Annotated in this window: 16 protein-coding genes; 9 read left to right on the top strand and 7 right to left on the bottom strand. The window is 72.0% G+C overall.

The window, feature by feature from the left end; all coding sequences use genetic code 11:
- Nucleotides 1-28: 28 nt before the first annotated feature.
- The gene (locus tag OG210_RS01650; protein ID WP_371540131.1) at nucleotides 29-988 is read right to left on the bottom strand and encodes a cyclase family protein; all 960 of its coding nucleotides are present in this window, start codon (nucleotides 986-988) and stop codon (nucleotides 29-31) included.
- 151 nt (nucleotides 989-1139) lie between these two features.
- On the bottom strand, nucleotides 1140-3101 hold the full coding sequence (locus OG210_RS01645) for a heavy metal translocating P-type ATPase (RefSeq protein ID WP_328333149.1): 1962 nt from the start codon (nucleotides 3099-3101) through the stop codon (nucleotides 1140-1142).
- Between the two features lie 95 nt (nucleotides 3102-3196).
- Between OG210_RS01645 and OG210_RS01640 the strand changes: the two genes are divergently transcribed.
- On the top strand, nucleotides 3197-3589 hold the full coding sequence (locus OG210_RS01640) for a metalloregulator ArsR/SmtB family transcription factor (RefSeq protein WP_328333151.1): 393 nt from the start codon (nucleotides 3197-3199) through the stop codon (nucleotides 3587-3589).
- Between the two features lie 442 nt (nucleotides 3590-4031).
- Entirely contained in the window at nucleotides 4032-5030 is a 999-nt protein-coding gene (locus OG210_RS01635) for a TIGR03842 family LLM class F420-dependent oxidoreductase (protein WP_328333153.1), read from the top strand.
- 29 nt (nucleotides 5031-5059) lie between these two features.
- On the opposite strand, the gene OG210_RS01630 is transcribed toward OG210_RS01635, so the two are convergent.
- The 5 genes from OG210_RS01630 to OG210_RS01610 form a co-directional block, all read right to left on the bottom strand.
- Nucleotides 5060-6109, bottom strand: coding sequence for a biotin/lipoate A/B protein ligase family protein (locus OG210_RS01630; protein WP_328333155.1), 1050 nt, complete (start codon nucleotides 6107-6109; stop codon nucleotides 5060-5062).
- 100 nt (nucleotides 6110-6209) lie between these two features.
- Nucleotides 6210-7055 carry a hypothetical protein gene (locus OG210_RS01625; protein WP_328333157.1) on the bottom strand — a complete coding sequence of 282 codons (846 nt, stop codon included), beginning with the start codon at nucleotides 7053-7055 and terminating at the stop codon, nucleotides 6210-6212.
- Nucleotides 7056-7170: 115 nt separating this feature from the next.
- Complete coding sequence (locus OG210_RS01620; protein ID WP_371534857.1) at nucleotides 7171-7884, bottom strand: phosphatase PAP2 family protein; 714 nt, start codon at nucleotides 7882-7884, stop codon at nucleotides 7171-7173.
- On the bottom strand, nucleotides 7881-8486 hold the full coding sequence (locus OG210_RS01615; protein WP_328333161.1) for a phosphatase PAP2 family protein: 606 nt from the start codon (nucleotides 8484-8486) through the stop codon (nucleotides 7881-7883). Before OG210_RS01615 ends, OG210_RS01620 begins: the two co-directional genes overlap by 4 nt.
- Nucleotides 8483-9142, bottom strand: a complete 660-nt coding sequence (locus tag OG210_RS01610; protein ID WP_328333163.1) for a DedA family protein — start codon at nucleotides 9140-9142, stop codon at nucleotides 8483-8485. The genes OG210_RS01615 and OG210_RS01610 overlap by 4 nt, the downstream gene beginning before the upstream one ends.
- A 163-nt stretch (nucleotides 9143-9305) precedes the next feature.
- On the opposite strand from OG210_RS01610, the gene OG210_RS01605 reads away from it, so the two are divergent.
- The 7 genes from OG210_RS01605 (at nucleotide 9306) to OG210_RS01575 (ending at nucleotide 15906) form a co-directional block, all read left to right on the top strand.
- Nucleotides 9306-9674, top strand: coding sequence for a BlaI/MecI/CopY family transcriptional regulator (locus OG210_RS01605; protein WP_328333165.1), 369 nt, complete (start codon nucleotides 9306-9308; stop codon nucleotides 9672-9674).
- Nucleotides 9675-9694: 20 nt separating this feature from the next.
- Complete coding sequence (locus OG210_RS01600; protein WP_328333167.1) at nucleotides 9695-10153, top strand: hypothetical protein; 459 nt, start codon at nucleotides 9695-9697, stop codon at nucleotides 10151-10153.
- A 273-nt stretch (nucleotides 10154-10426) separates the two neighbouring features.
- Entirely contained in the window at nucleotides 10427-12010 is a 1584-nt protein-coding gene (locus OG210_RS01595) for an ABC transporter substrate-binding protein (RefSeq protein ID WP_371534856.1), read from the top strand.
- Complete coding sequence (locus OG210_RS01590; protein WP_371534855.1) at nucleotides 12007-12960, top strand: ABC transporter permease; 954 nt, start codon at nucleotides 12007-12009, stop codon at nucleotides 12958-12960. Before OG210_RS01595 ends, OG210_RS01590 begins: the two co-directional genes overlap by 4 nt.
- A gap of 35 nt (nucleotides 12961-12995) precedes the next feature.
- Nucleotides 12996-13832: an ABC transporter permease gene (locus tag OG210_RS01585; protein ID WP_371540129.1), complete on the top strand. Its 837-nt coding sequence runs from the start codon at nucleotides 12996-12998 to the stop codon at nucleotides 13830-13832.
- The gene (locus tag OG210_RS01580; protein ID WP_328333173.1) at nucleotides 13829-14917 is read left to right on the top strand and encodes an ABC transporter ATP-binding protein; all 1089 of its coding nucleotides are present in this window, start codon (nucleotides 13829-13831) and stop codon (nucleotides 14915-14917) included. Before OG210_RS01585 ends, OG210_RS01580 begins: the two co-directional genes overlap by 4 nt.
- On the top strand, nucleotides 14914-15906 hold the full coding sequence (locus OG210_RS01575; RefSeq protein ID WP_328333175.1) for an oligopeptide/dipeptide ABC transporter ATP-binding protein: 993 nt from the start codon (nucleotides 14914-14916) through the stop codon (nucleotides 15904-15906). The genes OG210_RS01580 and OG210_RS01575 overlap by 4 nt, the downstream gene beginning before the upstream one ends.
- Nucleotides 15907-15912: the final 6 nt, after the last annotated feature.

The following is a 15912-nucleotide window of genomic DNA, read 5'->3' as shown; positions in this document are numbered from 1 at the left end:
CCGCGGCGGCGCACGGGGCGCGATCGCGTTACTTGACGGCGATCGGGTTGACCGGAGAGCCGACGGCTCCGGTGATGGGCAGCGGGGCGGCGGTGAGCCAGAACTCGTACACACCGTCGCGGGCACAGTCCTCGGCGAGTGCGTCCGGGTCCCACAACTCGCCGACCAGCAGGCCCATGTTGGGGATGACCACCTGGTGCAGCGGCTGGAACGAGGCCTCGAACTCGTTGGGCCGGACCTCGAAGCCCCAGGTGTCGGTGGCGATCGCGGCGATCTCCGTACGGTGCAGCCAGCCGGCCGTGGTGAAGGAGAGGCCGGGGGCCGGTCCGCCCGCGTACTCGCCCCAGCCGTCGCGGCGGACGCGGGTGAGCTGTCCGGTGCGCACCACCACGATGTCGCCGCGTCCGACGGTGACGCCCTGGGCCTGCGCGGTGGCGGTCAACTGCTCCTCGGTGATGGCGAAACCGTCGGGCAGCTCGCCCGTTCCGCCGTCGGCGAACCGGCCCACGTCCAGCAGGACACCGCGCCCCGCGACATAGGGGGCCATGTGCTCGACACCGGTGACCAGGTCACCGGCGGAGGTGACGACGTGCTCCGCCGGCCGCCCGTTCCAGGCCATGCCGTGGTCGAAGATGTGGCCGAGGCCGTCCCACTGGGTGGAGCACTGCAGCGGCATCGAGATCACGTCGTCGGCGCCGCCGATGCCGTGCGGGAAGCCCTGGTGGCCCAGGACGGCGTCGGTGCCGGTGTCGAGCATGGTGTGGACGGGGTTGGTGCGCCGCCGCCAGCCGTTCTGCGGGCCGTCCATGTCGAAACTCTGCGACAGGGAGAAGCTGGCGCCGCGGCGCACGAGGGCCGCGCCTTCGCGGCGCTTGGCCTCGTCGAGGAAGTTCAGGGTGCCCAGTACGTCGTCGGCGCCCCAACGCCCCCAGTTCGAGTACGCCTTGGCGGACTCGGCGATCGCGCCTTCCGGGTCGTGGCGGTTCAGGCCCACTTGGTCTCCTCCATGATGCAGCGGGTGCGCAGCGCGCCGAACATGCTGACCGGCGGCCCGTCCATGATGGCACCGTCGCGATGGATTCAGCTGGTGAGGGCCTCGTCGCGGACCAGCAGGGCCCGCAGGGCACCGTGTGGGCCGGTCAGGACGGACTCTTCCAGGCCGTTTCCCGCAGCAGGCGCAGGCCGTTGAGGCCGACGATCACGGTGGAGCCCTCGTGACCGGCGACGCCGAGCGGCAGCGGAAGCGTGGCGACGAGGTCCCAGACCACCAGGGCGGTGATGAACACGCCCGCGATGACGAGGTTCTGGACCACCAGGCGCCGGGCGGCCCTGGAGAGTGCCAGGACGGTCGGGACGGTGGAGAGTTCGTCGCGTACGACGACGGCGTCGGCGGTCTCCAGGGCGAGGTCGCTGCCTGCCCTGCCCATCGCGATTCCGGTGTGTGCGGCAGCCAGCGCCGGGGCGTCGTTGACGCCGTCGCCGACGACCAGGACCCGGCGGCCCTCGCCTTCCCACTCCCGTACGGCGGCGACCTTGTCCTCGGGCAGCAGCCCGGCGCGGACATCGGTGATGCCGACCTGGCCGGCCAGGTGCCGCGCGGCACGTTCGTTGTCGCCGGTCAGCAGGACCGGGGCGCGCCCGGTCAGCTCGGTGAGGGCGGCGACGGTGGCGGCGGCGTCCGGCCGCAGCCGGTCCGCGACGCCGATGACACCGGCCGGAGCGCCCTCGTACAGGACCAGCATCACGGTCTGTCCGGCGCCCTCCAGCTCCTGCACCAACTCCCGTACGGGCCCGGTGGCGGAGGGCAGGAGGCGGGCGGGGGAGCCGATCGTGACGGTGCGGCCGTCGACGGTGGCGCGCACTCCGTGACCCGGCGTGGACGCGAAGCCGAGCGCGACGGGCAGCGGCAGGCGACGTTCGCGGGCGGCGTCGACAACGGCGCGGGCCAGCGGGTGTTCGCTCGGGTGCTCGGCCGCGGCCGCCAGGGTCAGCAGCGTGTCGTCGGTCAGCCCGGTGCCGGGCAGGGGCCGCAGCGCGGTGACGCGCGGAGTGCCTTCGGTGAGGGTGCCGGTCTTGTCCAGGGCGACGGCGTCGACCTGCCCGAGGCGTTCCATGACGACGGCGGACTTGGACAGCACGCCGTGGCGGCCTGCGTTGGCGATCGCGGACAGCAGCGGCGGCATGGTGGAGAGCACGACCGCACAGGGCGAGGCGACGATCATGAAGGTCATCGCGCGCAGCAGCGCGGGCTGGAGCCCGGAGCCGTACGCGAGGGGCACGGCGAAGACGGCGAGGGTGGCGACCACCATGCCGATCGAGTACCGCTGCTCGATCTTCTCGATGAAGAGCTGGGTGGGGGCCTTGGTCTCGGATGCCTCCTGGACCATCTTCACGATGCGGGCGATCACCGAGTCCGACGGGTCCCGCTCGACCCGTACGCGCAGTGCGCCGGTGCCGTTCACGGTCCCGGCGAACACCTCGTCGCCCGGCTGCTTGGCCACCGGCAGTGGCTCGCCCGTGATGGTGGCCTGATCGAGGTCGCTCGCGCCGTCCAGGATCCGGCCGTCGGCGCCGACCCGCTCACCCGGCCGCACCAGGATGGTGTCCCCGACGCCCAACTCCTCCGCGGCGACCGTCTCCTCGCAGCCCTCGGGCAGCAGCCGGGTCGCGGTGGCGGGTGCGAGGTCGAGCAGACCGCGTACGGAGTCCGCGGTGCGGGCGGTCGCGAGCGCCTCCAGCGCGCCGGAGGTCGCGAAGATGACGATCAGCAGCGCTCCGTCCAGGACCTGGCCGATGGCCGCGGCACCGACGGCGGCGACCACCATCAGCAGATCCACGTCCAGGGTCCTGTCCCGCAGGGCCTTCAGGCCCTCCCACCCCGGCTCCCACCCGCCGGTGAGGTAAGCGGCGGCGAACAGCGGGCCCCACGCCCACGCCGGGGCGCCGAGCAGGCTCAGCGGGAGCGCGAGGAGGAACAGCACCAGCGACGCGAGCGCCCACCGCGCCTCCGGCAGGGCCAGGACACGGGTGCGCCGCCGCGGCGGAGCGGGCGGCGGCCCGGCCGTGACCGGCGCGGGGTGTTGGTCGAGGACAGAGGACATGACGAAACGACCCTTCGCGGGTGGACCGGCGGCAACATGCACACCGTACAGGAATACCTGAAGAGGTATTCACGTGTTGTGGGTACGATGACTCCATGGGCCATCAAGTCGACACCACCGGCAGCGCCACCACCCGCGAGCGTCTTGACGCGGTCGGGACCGCTGACGTGGCCGCGACACTCCAGGCACTCGCCACCCCCTCGCGGCTGCACATACTGGCCCGGCTGCAGGAAGGCCCCTGCTCGGTCAGCGCCCTGGCGGCCGCCGTCGGCATGGAGCCGTCGGCCTGCTCCCACCAGCTGCGCCTGCTGCGCAACCTCGGCCTCGTCACCGGCGAGCGCCAGGGCCGCTCGATCATCTACGCCCTCTACGACAACCACGTGGCCGAACTCCTCGACCAGGCGCTCTACCACGTCGAGCACCTGCGGCTGGGCGTCCGCGACACCCCGGCCGACGTTCCGGAGAGTGCCGCACAGCCGGTGCGCTGACGGGAGCGCCGATCGCTTCCCGGCTTCGCGCCGCGCCTTCGGCCGGTCCCGCGCGGCCTTCAGGCTCCGGCGAGCCAGGCCCGGCCCGCCGCCTGTATCCCGGATGCCGTGGGCAGGTGTCTGTGCGGCTGTCTGTGCGGCCGTCTTCCCAAGACCCGGCAAGCGGTCCAGGATTGTCCCCTCGCGACTCGCGTCCGGGGCGTTGTCGCACAGGCTTCTGCACGGCCCGATGTGGAAGGATCTCCCGGGGCGCGGACCGCTTCCGCCCGGCCGCAGTTGCCCGGCCGCGGGCTCATCGGACCCTGCATCACCGGACTCTGCTTCACCGGACTCTGCTTCACCGGACCCCGCCACAACGGACCCTGTTTCACCGGACCCCGCATCTCCGAAACTCGCATCTCCGAAACCCCCGGAATCCGCACCCGCACCAGGAGGCCACGCCTTGGACTTCGGACTCGTCCTGCAGACCGATCCGCCCGCTTCTGCCGTCGTCGGACTGATGCGGCGCGCGGAGCGCAACGGCTTCCGCTACGGCTGGACCTTCGACTCGGCCGTCCTCTGGCAGGAGCCGTTCGTCATCTACAGCCGCATCCTGGAGCACACCACCCGCCTGATCGTCGGGTCCATGGTCACCAACCCGTCCACCCGGACCTGGGAGGTCACCGCTTCCACCTTCGCCACGCTCAACGAGATGTACGGCAACCGCACGGTCTGCGGTATCGGACGCGGCGACTCTGCGATGCGGGTCGCGGGGCGCAAGCCCAACACGCTGGCCACGCTGGGCGAAGCGATCGGCGTGATCCGTGATCTCGCCGAGGGGCGCGAGGCCGACGTGGACGGCCGGCCGCTCAGGCTGCCCTGGGTCGAGGACGGGAAACTGCCGGTCTGGATGGGTGCGTACGGCCCCAAGGCCCTCGCCCTGGCCGGGCAGAAGGCCGACGGGTTCATCCTCCAGCTCGCCGACCCCTTCCTCACCGAGTCGATGGTCGCGGCGGTGCGGACGGCCGCGTCCGACGCGGGCCGGGACCCGGACTCCGTGAAGATCTGCGTCGCGGCGCCCGCGTACATCGGCGACGATCTGGCCCACGCCCGTGAGCAGTGCCGCTGGTTCGGTGGGATGGTGGGCAACCACGTCGCGGATCTGGTGGCCCGCTACGGCGAGCACTCCGCGCTGGTCCCCGACGCGCTCACCACGTACATCGAGCAGCGTGAGGGGTACGACTACAGCCACCACGGCCGCGCAGGCAATCCGGACACCGAGTTCGTCCCCGACGAGATCGTGGACCGCTTCTGTCTGCTCGGCCCCGCCGAGGCGCACATCGAGAAGCTGCGGGCGCTGCAGGCCCTGGGCGTGGACCAGTTCGCGGTGTACGCGATGCACGACGCGCGCGAGACCGTCATCGACGCGTACGGCGAGCAGATCATCCCGGCCCTCGGCTGACCTCGCCGCGCGTCACCCGGCCCCGGCGGTCAGGGCACCCGCGCCGTCCACTCCGGAGTGGAGAACTTGGCCGCCGCCAACTCCTGTGCCCGGGCCATCTCCTCCTCCGTGACGCCGCCGTCGGCGAGGCCGTAACGGCTGCGGAAGGACCCGATCATCCGCTCGATGACCTCTTCGCGCGGCAGGCCCGTCTGCCGGGCCAGCGGGTCGACGCGCTTCTTGGCGCTCTCGATCCCCTTGCCCGACAGTTTCTCGCGGCCGATGCGCAGCACGTCGGTCATCTTGTCGGCGTCGATGTCGTACGCCATGGTCACGTGGTGCAGCACGCCGCCGCCCGCGAGGCGTTTCTGCGCCGCACCCGCGATCTTGCCCGACTCGGTGGTGATGTCGTTGAGCGGCTGGTACCAGGCCTTGATGCCCATGTCGGCCAGCGCGCCGAGCACCCAGTCGTCGAGATACGCGTAACTGTCGGCGTACGAGAGGCCGGACACCAGCGACTCGGGTACGGAGAGGGAGTAGGTGATGGTGCTCCGCGGCTCGACGAACATGGCTCCGCCGCCGGAGATCCGGCGGACGACCGTCACGCCGTGGCGCTCGGCGGCCTCCGGGTCGACCTCGTTGCGCAGGGACTGGAAGCTGCCGATGATCACGGCGGGGGCGGCCCACTCCCAGACCCGCAGCGTCGGCGGGCGCCGGCCGGCGGCGACCTCGGCGGTGATGACCTCGTCGAGCGCCATGTGGAGGGCGGGGGACTGCGGGCGGTCGTGGATCAGCTGCCAGCTGTGGGCGCTCCACTCGGTGGCCCGGGTGAGGGCCCGGCGTACGGCGACCGCGACACCCTCGGGGGAGAGGCCGAGCAGCACGGCGGCCGGGGGCAGTGCGGCGGTGATCCGGGCGGCGAGCGCGGCGGCGTCGGTGTGGGCGGGCGCGCCTTCCAGGGCCGCGTCGATGTCCAGGATCGCCTCGTCGGGTTCCAGGAAGAAGTCCCCGGCCACCCGGACGTTGCGCAGTGCGCCGCCCTCGACATCCAGGTCGACGACGACGAGCTTGCCGCCCGGGATCTTGTACTCACCGTGCACAGCGTTGCCTCCAGATCCGCCCGGCCCACCCGCGGATCCATCCGCGCGCCAGCTCCGGCCAGCAACAACGCCGGAGCCGGCGGGGTCATTCCGCCGTGTGTCAGTCGACCGGGGCCGGGGCCGGTGTCTTCGGGGTCTGCCGGCGGTCGCTGACGGCCAGGTGGTTCACCAGGATGATGATCGGCACCAGCAGGGCCAGGCTGACCGGGCCGGTGCCCCAGCCGAGTCCGTCGCGGTGCACGGGCACCCCCATCCAGTCGGCGAACGAGGCTCCGAGCGGCCGGGTCAGGACGTACGCCCACCAGAACGCGGCCACCGCGTTGAGTCCGAAGAAGCGCCTGCACAGTGCCGGGACCGCGATGAGGACGGCGAAGAGCACACCCGACGGGAGGTAGCCCAGGTGCAGGGTCCCGGCGGTGAGGTCGCCGACCGCGGTGCCCAGGGCGAAGGTGGTGAGCACGGTCGCCCAGTAGAAGCCCTCGCGGCGGCGGGTACGGATGCTGTGGATGGAGAGGGTGCCCTCGGAGGCGTACCAGGTCATCAGCACGGCTGCCAGGATGACCGCGAAGCCCCCCGCCGAGACCGCGTAGGGGACGCCCACCACCACATGGACGACGTCGGCGGCCATCGTGCCGAAGACACTGACCATCACGATCGCCGACCAGTAGGTCCAGGCGCCGTAACGGGCCGTGCGGAACTGGAGCATCAGCAGGGCCACCAGGCCTATCAGTCCCAGGCCGCCGGCCACGACCGGGCCGAGTGTCCGGGCCAGGTAGTCCGACGCCGTCTCCCCCATCCCGGTGGTGAGGACCTTGACGACCCAGAACCAGACCGTCACCTCGGGTACTTTGCTCCACCCCGACACGGCCCGTCCCCGGGCCCGTCCCTGCGGGCTGCGCACCGCGTGCGCGGGTCCGACGGCCGTTCGGCCTACTGGCTCTCGCATGCTTTTCTGTCACCCCTCCGGGCGCCGCGCGCCGCGTCAACTGCCGTCCGGGCGCTCCCGGTCCGGTGCAAGCCGACGGCCGACCGCAGTCCCGCCGGCCCGTCGAGCGTCTACGTTACTGTAGACGGTGCGGGTGGTACGCGGGCGCCTCGTCCGGCAGCCGGGCAGCTCCGTCGTCCGGCGTGCGCGGGACGGCAGGGCAGAACCGGACGGCCAGCCGGAAGCAGACGCAGAGCCAGCAGAGGGCGAACAGCCAGCCGCCGGCGACATCCGTGGACCAGTGGACCCCGAGATACACCCGGCTCAGTCCGACGAGCACGGCCCAGCAGCCGATGCCGGCCGCGATCGTCCTTCTGCCGTGCGGTGCCCGCAGCAGCACCGCCGCGATGAGTAGCCCCGCGGTCACCGCCGACGTGGTGGTGTGCCCGGAAGGGAACGACCAGCCGGTGGCCTGCGTGGCCCAGTCGCCGACGGGCGGGCGCGCCCGCGCGACCAGCGACATCACCCCGTACCGCGCCAACTGCGCCAGGCCCAGGCAGACCAGGCAGGCGACGGCGGCGGTGACCCGCTGCCGCGCACTGCGCCCGGCGATCACACCCGCCAGTACGGCCAGCAGGTACGGCACGACACCGGTGCCCGTGTCGGTGACGCCGCGCGCCGCGGCGACCGCGACCGGCGGCCGGTGGCGCACCGACCACGAGAGGAGTCCGCGGTCCGTCAGCAGCGGGGCGCCGTGGTGCCCCGACACCAGAAGTGCCAGCAGCGCGAAGGCGACCAGGGTCCCCACGGCCACGGACACGGCCAGGTCGGCGGCGCCCCTGCGGTTCACGACGAGACCAGCAGCGGCCGGAGCCTGGTGTCCGTGAGCCGCCTCGCCAGGGCCTCCGGCCGCCGGCGCAGGGCCGTCGCGAGCACCAGCGCGACCAGCGCGCCCACCAGCGCTCCGACGGTGACATCGTGCGGGTAGTGGGCGCCCACCCAGACCCGGGATGCCGCCATCGCGACCGCGCAGACGAGGGCGGCCACGCCAAGACGCCGGGAGACGAACAGCAGGGCCACCGCGGCCGCGAAGGCGAGGGCCGCGTGGTTGCTGGGGAAGGACCAGTCGCCCGGTGCCGGGCACGCCTCCAGCGTCGTCACATGCAGGCTCTGGCACGGCCGGTCCTCGCGCACGACCAGCTTGACCGCGTCGTTGACGCAGTACGCCAGCACCACGATCACCGGCACGGCCAGCGCCATCAGCCCGGCGGTGGCTCCCTCCCGGCGCGCCCGCCACCACCCGGCGAGCATCAGCACGGCGAACAGCGCCAGGCCGTACCCCGACCAGGCCGACACGGCCGAGTCCAGCCACCCGGGGGCGCGGTGGGCGAGATCCACCGTGTCCGTGTAGAGACCGCCGTCGATCGACGATCCGTCGTACGCGAGGTTCATTCACTGACTCCGTCTGTGCGCGGGCGGTTCTTGCGGGAGCGTCGCAGCTCCAGGGCGAGGGGCAGCAGGGAGAGGACGACGATCACCGCGATGATCGGCAGCAGATAGCGGTCCACGTTCGGGATGGACGACCCCAGCGCGTATCCGGCCAGCACCAGGCCCTGGCTCCAGATGAGCCCGCCGACCACCTGCCAGAGCGTGAACGTCCTGGCAGGTACGGAGAGCGCGCCCGCCATCGGGTTGAGCACCGTGCGCACCACCGGGACGAAGCGGGCGAGCACGATGGCCTTCGCGTGGCCGTACTTGCCCAGCAGTTCCTCGGCGCGGGCCGCTCCCTTGAGCAGATGTTCCGAACGGCTGCGGGCGAGCAGGGCGCCCCCCGCCTTCCGTCCGATCAGATAGCCGCACTGCGCTCCCGCGAGCGCGCCGACCGCCGACGCGAGCAGCACCGTGGGCAGCGAGAGCTTCAGGCTGCCGGTGGAACTGCCGGTGCAGAGCAGCCCCGCGGTGAACAGCAGGGAGTCGCCCGGCAGGAAGAAGCCGACCAGCAGGCCGGTCTCGGCGAACAGCACCACCGCGATACCGGCCACGCCGAAGGCGGTCAGCACGGACTGGGCGTCCAGGATGTTCACCGCGAGTGTCGAGGCTGTGAGCAAGGTCCCGGCCTTTCCGGTAGGACGAGGGAGGGAGTCCGGGCCGGGGCGCCACGCCGGACGGGCGGTGCGGTCCTGGCCAGGGGGTGGCGGACCACACCGAAGCGACTACAGTTCAGTAGACGGTCTACGTAACTGTAGACGATAACGGGCTGAGGAGCGTTCCATGAGAGACAGCGCCGAGCGCCGTCCGCCGGGTGCGCTCGAAGCGAGCGTGGTGGCGGCTCTCTGGGCCGCGGGCGCCCCGCTGACCCCGGGGCAGGTGCGGCGCCGCCTCGCGCTGCCGCTGGCCCGGACCACGGTCGCGACGATCCTGTCCCGGCTGTACGAGAAAGGCGTCGTCGGCCGGGAACGCTCGGGCCGCGGCTTCGCGTATGTGCCGCTCCAGGACGCCCAGGGGCTCACCGCCCTCCGTATGCACCGCGCGCTGGACAGCGACAGTGACCGGCGCACGGTGCTGGCCCGCTTCGTCGCCGAGCTGAGCGCCGAGGACGAGTCCCTGCTGCGCGGACTGCTTGAGGACGGCGGGGCGTGATCGCGGGGTAGGTTCCGTTCATGGAGCGCGATGAACGGCCGACCGCAACCGCTTCGAGGTGGCTCGTCCGCACCACGGCGACCAGGTACTTCGCGCTGGCGGGGATCTTCTTCGTCTGGGCGTTCATCTGGCTGGCCTGGGCGCCCAAGCCGGACGCCTGGATCGCCACCGTTCTGTGGATCGTCATCGCCGCGGTCTTCGCCGCCCAGGGGCTCCGGCTGCGCGGGCAGGCGCAGGCCGCCGAGCGGGCGGAGGGATCCGGCAGGGCGGAGGGATCCGGCAGCGGCGGCGGTGGCGAGATCGCGTCCGGCGGGGGCGGCGAGGGCGGCCGGTCCGCCGCGCGGCGGACCCGGACCGGGCGGAGGCCGGCCCGGCCGGTCCACCGCCCGCACCACCGGATTCCCCCTCGCCAGGACCTCCGCAGACGTCCCCCGCGCCGACGGGAGCACGGGCCCGGCACGGGAGACCACCGGCCGTGAGCGCCTGCGGCGCGACCCGCCCTCGGCCTTCTCCGCGCACCGGTTCTCTTCCGTGCGTCCTTCCGCGTTCCTGACTTCCCGGCCGCCGCGCGACCGGCCGTCGACGGCGTGATGCCCCTTTTGCTGTGGGGTGTTACGGGATCTTCGTCAAGAGTCACCCGCTATCCCGGCAGAGGGCTTGTCCGTGGACTGTATGCGAAATACGGTCTGCGGTATTCCTTGATCGTCCTTGGCGGGAGGTAGTCCCTCGTGCGCCGAAACGCGGTTGCCCTGATGGCAGTTGCCTTGGTGTTCCTCATATCGGGCTGTACGTCACTCCAGTCCCCGGCGGCCCGGATCGGCGGGGAGCGGATGGCGGACGCCCGGCCCGTGCGCGACGGCGGCACGCTGACCGTCGCCCTCAACGCGGATCCGGACAAGCTCGATCCGACGCTCTCCCAGACCCTCGTCGGGCGGACCGTCTTCGCCGCCATGTGCGAGAAGCTCTACGACATCGACCAGCAGGGCACGGTCGTGCCCCAGCTGGCCGCCGCGCTGCCGAAGACGTCGGCGGACGGCCGGACGGTCACCGTACGGATCCGCAAGGGCCTGCGGTTCAGCGACGGGACCGGCCTCGACGCCGCATCCGTCGTCACCTCGCTCGAGCGCCACCGTGATCTGCCGGGCTCGGCCCGCGCCACCGAACTGGCCCCGCTGCGGGACATCCTGGCCGCCGGCCCGTACACCGTGCAGCTGCGTCTGAAGCAGCCGTACACCCCGCTCACCGGTGTGCTCGCCGACCGGGCCGGGATGGTGATGTCCCCGGCCGCGCTCAAGAAGTACGGCAAGGACTTCACCGACCACCCCTCCTGCGTGGGCCCCTTCCGCTTCGTCGAGCGGGTCGGCGGTGACCGGATCGTCCTGCGCAAGGACCCCGACTACTACGACGCCGCGCATGTCCACCTCCAGCAGGTGATCTACAAGCCGATCCCCGACAGCAACGTCAGACTGGCGAACCTCCGCTCGGGGGACGTCCAGATCGGCGATCAGATGGCCCCGGTCGATGTGCAGAGCGCACTCGCCGAATCCAGGCTCCAGCTCTTCAACTCGCCTTCCCTGGGCTACCAGGGCATCGGGCTGAACGTCGGGAACGTCAAGGGCCTCGGCCAGAAGCCGGGGAAGCTCAGCACCCCCATCGCCAGGGACGTCCGGGTCCGGGAGGCGTTCGAACTCTCCATCGACCGCGATCTGCTGAACAAGGTCGTCTTCCAGGGGATGTACGAACCGGCCTGCGGCCCCGTGTCGCCCGAATCCCCGGTCGCCCCCGGCGTCAAGCCGTCGGCCTGCCCCAAGCGCGACATCGCCAGGGCGAAGAAGCTGCTGAAGGAGGCCGGGGTGCGGACCCCGGTGCGGATCGGGCTGAAGGTGCAGACCTCACCCGAGTCGAGCCGTATCGGCCAGGTCGTCCAGGCCATGGCCAAGGAGGCCGGGTTCGATGTCGTCCTCCAGCCGATGGAGTACGCCACGCTCCTGGAGGAGACCGACGCCGGACACTACGACGCCTTCACGAGCGGCTGGTCCGGCCGGCTCGACCCGGACGGCAACATCTCCAACTTCCTCCAGACCGCGGGCGCGATGAACGCCTACGGCTACGGCGACCCGGAGACCGACCGGCTCATCGAACGCGGCCGCACCGAGGCCGACCCGGCCGCGCGCACCCGCATCTACCACGAGCTCGCGAAGCGGATCGCCGACGCGCACACGCTCATCTACCTCTACCGGCAGAAGAACTACGTCGTCGCCGGCAAGAAGGTCTCCGGCATCCAGGTGTACGGAGACGGCCTGGTCCGAGTGAAGAGTGCGGGGTACACACGGTGACCAAGTACCTGCTGACGCGGGTGCGTCAGTCCCTGATCACGCTCTTCCTGGTGAGCGTCGTCGTCTTCGCGGGCGTCCGGGCGCTGCCCGGCGACCCGGCGCTCGCCATCGCGGGCGAGGAGCGCAGCCCCGCCGCACTCGCCGCCATCCGCCGGAGCTACGGGCTCGACGACAACCTCTTCGTACAGTACGGGCGTTACCTCTCCCACGCGCTCCGCGGCGACCTGGGGAACTCCTCCCGCACCGGGCTCCCGGTCGCCGACGCGATCGGCGGCGCCCTGCCCGTCACGCTCGAACTCTCCGCGCTGGCACTGCTGCTGGCCGTCGTCCTCGGAATCGGCGCCGGGATGGTGGCGGCCGTACGGCGCGGAAAGCCCGCCGAGTGGCTCGCCAACGCCATCGCCCTGCTGGGGCTCTCGGTCCCGACGTTCTGGCTCGGCATGGTGCTGGTGCTCGCTTTCGCCATCGCCGTACCGGTCTTCGCGGGCTCCGGGTTCGTGCCGTTCGCCACCGACCCGCTGGACAACCTGCGGCGCATGGTGCTGCCCGCCATCGTGCTCGGCTCCGGGCTCGCGGCCGTCGTGATGCGCCAGACGCGCGCCGCGATGCTCGACTCGCTCTCCGCCGACTACGTGCGCACCGCCAGGGCGAAGGGCCTGTCCCGGCGGGAGGTCATCGGCGGCCACGCCCTGCGGAACTCCCTGGTGACGGTGGTGACCGTGCTCGGACTCCAGCTCGGCAGCCTGATCTCCGGCGCGGTCGTCACCGAGCAGATCTTCGTGCTTCCCGGCTTCGGCAAGCTCACCATCGACGCGGTCTTCACCCGCGACTACGCGACGCTGCAAGGCGTGGTGCTCTGCACCTCCGCCGCGTACATCCTCATCAACCTGCTGGTCGACGTACTCTATTCGGTCATCGACCCGCGCATCCGGCTCGGAGGTGCCCGGTGACCGCGACCACCCTCACAGCGGTACGGACAACCCGGGTGGGCGGCGCCAAGCTGCGCGCCCTGCGCCACAACCGGCTCGCGCTCACCGGCGGGGTCATCGCGGCGGTCTTCGTCCTGGCCGCGCTCTGCGCCCCGCTCATCGCCCCCTACGACCCGGCGCAGCCCGACTTCGGCCATGTGCTGGCCCAGCCCGGCTGGTCGCACTGGCTCGGCACCGACGACCTCGGACGCGACCAGCTGTCCAGGATCGTCTACGGAGCCCGCGCCTCCATGCAGGTCGGTGTGCTCGCCGTGGTGCTGGCCTTCCTCGTCGGCGTACCGCTGGGGCTGGCCGCCGGGTACTACGGCAGGCTCGCCGACGGCGCCGTTTCCCGGCTCACCGACACCATGCTGGCCTTCCCGTTCCTGGTGCTCGCGGTCGGTCTCGCGGCGATCCTCGGGCCCTCGCTGACCAATGCGACCATCGCCATCGGCATCTCGCAGATCCCGGCGGTCATCCGGATCACCAGGGCCGAGACGCTCCGGCTCAAGCACGCGGACTTCGTGGCCGCCGCGGTCGCCAACGGCGGCGGCGACGGGACGGTGCTCTTCCGGCACATCCTGCCCAACGCCACATCGGCGCTGATCGTCCAGGGGACCGTCGGCATCCCCGCCGCGATCATCGGTGAGGCGCTGCTGAGCTTCCTCGGCCTCGGTGTCCAGCCGCCGGACGCCTCGCTGGGTGTGATGCTCTCCAGTGCGCAGTCGTTCCTCGCTCCCGCACCCTGGATGGCGGTCTTCCCCGGCCTCGCGATCGTCGCGGCGACGCTCGCCTTCAACCTGCTCGGCGACGGACTGCGTGACGTCCTCGACCCCCGTGGAGCCACCCGATGAGCCCTCAGCAGCAGGACCCTCAGCAGGAACACCGGTGTCCCGGCGACCCCGCCCCGGACGGCGGTTCCCGGCCTCCCGTGCTCAGCGTCCGCGACCTGTCCGTCTCCTTCAGCTCCGGCGGGCGCACCGTGCACGCCGTCGACCAGGTCTCGTACGACCTGATGCCCGGCGAAGTCCTCGCGGTGGTCGGCGAGTCGGGGTGCGGCAAATCCGTCACCTCCCTGGCCGTCATGGGGCTCCTGCCGCCCACCGCGACCGTCACCGGGTCGGTGCTGCTGAGCGGACAGGAGCTGGTGGGGGCCGGCGAGAAGGAACTCGGCAGGGTACGCGGCAACGACATCGCCGTGATCTTCCAGGAGCCGATGACCTCACTCAACCCGGTGCTCACCGTCGGACGCCAGATCGGTGAGGTGCTCCGCCGCCACCGGGGGCTCAGCCGCAGGGAGGCCCGGGAGCGGGCGGTCGAACTGCTCGGCCTGGTCGGCATTCCCGCACCCCGGCAGCGGATCGACGAGTACCCGCACCAGCTCAGCGGCGGGATGCGGCAGCGCGTGATGATCGCCATCGCGGTCGCCTGCGACCCCGCCGTACTGATCGCCGACGAACCGACGACGGCACTCGACGTCACGGTCCAGGCCGGCATCCTGGAGGTCCTCCAGTCGCTGCGCGAGCGCCTCGGCACCGCGATCGTCCTCATCACCCATGACCTGGGCGTGGTGGCCGACACCGCGGACCGGGTCCTGGTGATGTACGCGGGCCGCGCCGTCGAACAGGCCCCGGTCCACGAGCTGTTCGCGACGCCCCGGCACCCGTACACCCGCGGGCTGCTCGGAGCCGTGCTCACACCGGGCGGGCAGGGCAAGCGCCGGCTGCCGGAGATCCCCGGACTCGTCCCCAGCCTCGATGCGCAGCCGGACGCCTGCACCTTCGCACCCCGCTGCGCACTCGCCGACGAACAGTGCACCACGAAGCGCCCCGGCTTCCGGGCCGTGGCACTCGGGCCGGGCGCCGGCGCCCGGCACCAGGCAGCCTGCTGGCATGCGGACACCCCGGTACCATCCACGGTTGAGGAGAACGCACAGTGACCGACTCCGTACTCGAACTGAGCGGCCTCACCCGGCACTTCGGACCGGTACGCGCCGTCGACGGCGTCTCGTTCACCGTCGGCCGGGGCGAAGTCGTGGGCCTGGTGGGGGAGTCGGGCAGCGGCAAGTCCACCGTCGGCCGGTGCGCCGTACGCCTGGACGAGCCGACCGCCGGTACCGTCACCGTCAACGGCACCGATATCACCCGGATGAAGCGACGTGCGCTGCGGCCGCTGCGCAAGGACTTCCACCTGGTCTTCCAGGACCCCTCGTCCTCCCTCGACCCGAGGATGACCACCGGACAGATCATCGCCGAACCGATCACCCTGCACGGTCTGGCGAAGGGGCCCGCGGTACGGGCCAGGGTCGAGGAACTGCTCGGCCAGGTCGGGCTGCGCCCCGAGCACGCCGACCGCCACCCGCACGAACTCTCCGGCGGGCAGCGCCAGCGCATCTCCATCGCCCGCGCGCTCTCCGTCGACCCGGCACTGCTCGTCGCCGACGAGCCGACGTCCGCGCTCGACGTCTCCGTTCAGGCATCCGTGCTGAACCTGCTCGCGGACCTCCAGCGGGACCGCGGCTTCGGCTGCCTCTTCATCACCCACGATCTCGCCGCCGTCGAGTTCCTCGCCGACCGGATCGCTGTGATGTATCTGGGCCAGATCGTCGAACAGGCCCCCACCGCCGAGCTGTTCGCCGACCCGAAGCATCCGTACACCCAGGCTCTGCTCTCCGCGGCGCCGGTACCCGACCCGGTCACCCAGCGCGCCCGTGAGCGCATCGTGCTCAGCGGCGAGCTGCCGAGCCCGCACGACCCGCCGCCCGGCTGCCGGTTCCACACCCGCTGCCCGCTCGCCGTGGACCGCTGCCGCACGGAGATCCCGGCGCTGCGGACCCTCGACGGGGGACGGCAGGTCTCCTGCCACCTGGTCACCGACGACGGCGCCGCGCCTGACGCGTCCGCCGCCGTACCGGGCGGACGGGGCTGAGGTCCT

The organism is Streptomyces sp. NBC_00466 (assembly GCF_041433995.1).
GTDB lineage: Bacteria > Actinomycetota > Actinomycetes > Streptomycetales > Streptomycetaceae > Streptomyces.
The sequence above is the reverse complement of the archived record's forward strand: the minus strand, read 5'-3'. Positions and strand labels throughout refer to the sequence as shown.

What these genes read in the sequence shown, in the direction of transcription:
- OG210_RS01645 (WP_328333149.1), bottom strand. Translation starts at nt 3,101, where the DNA reads ATGTCCTCTGTCCTCGACCAACACCCCGCGCCGGTCACGGCCGGGCCG.
- OG210_RS01640 (WP_328333151.1), top strand. Translation starts at nt 3,197, where the DNA reads ATGGGCCATCAAGTCGACACCACCGGCAGCGCCACCACCCGCGAGCGT.
- OG210_RS01625 (WP_328333157.1), bottom strand. Translation starts at nt 7,055, where the DNA reads ATGCGAGAGCCAGTAGGCCGAACGGCCGTCGGACCCGCGCACGCGGTG.
- OG210_RS01615 (WP_328333161.1), bottom strand. Translation starts at nt 8,486, where the DNA reads ATGAACCTCGCGTACGACGGATCGTCGATCGACGGCGGTCTCTACACG.
- OG210_RS01605 (WP_328333165.1), top strand. Translation starts at nt 9,306, where the DNA reads ATGAGAGACAGCGCCGAGCGCCGTCCGCCGGGTGCGCTCGAAGCGAGC.
- OG210_RS01600 (WP_328333167.1), top strand. Translation starts at nt 9,695, where the DNA reads ATGGAGCGCGATGAACGGCCGACCGCAACCGCTTCGAGGTGGCTCGTC.
- OG210_RS01595 (WP_371534856.1), top strand. Translation starts at nt 10,427, where the DNA reads ATGGCAGTTGCCTTGGTGTTCCTCATATCGGGCTGTACGTCACTCCAG.
- OG210_RS01580 (WP_328333173.1), top strand. Translation starts at nt 13,829, where the DNA reads ATGAGCCCTCAGCAGCAGGACCCTCAGCAGGAACACCGGTGTCCCGGC.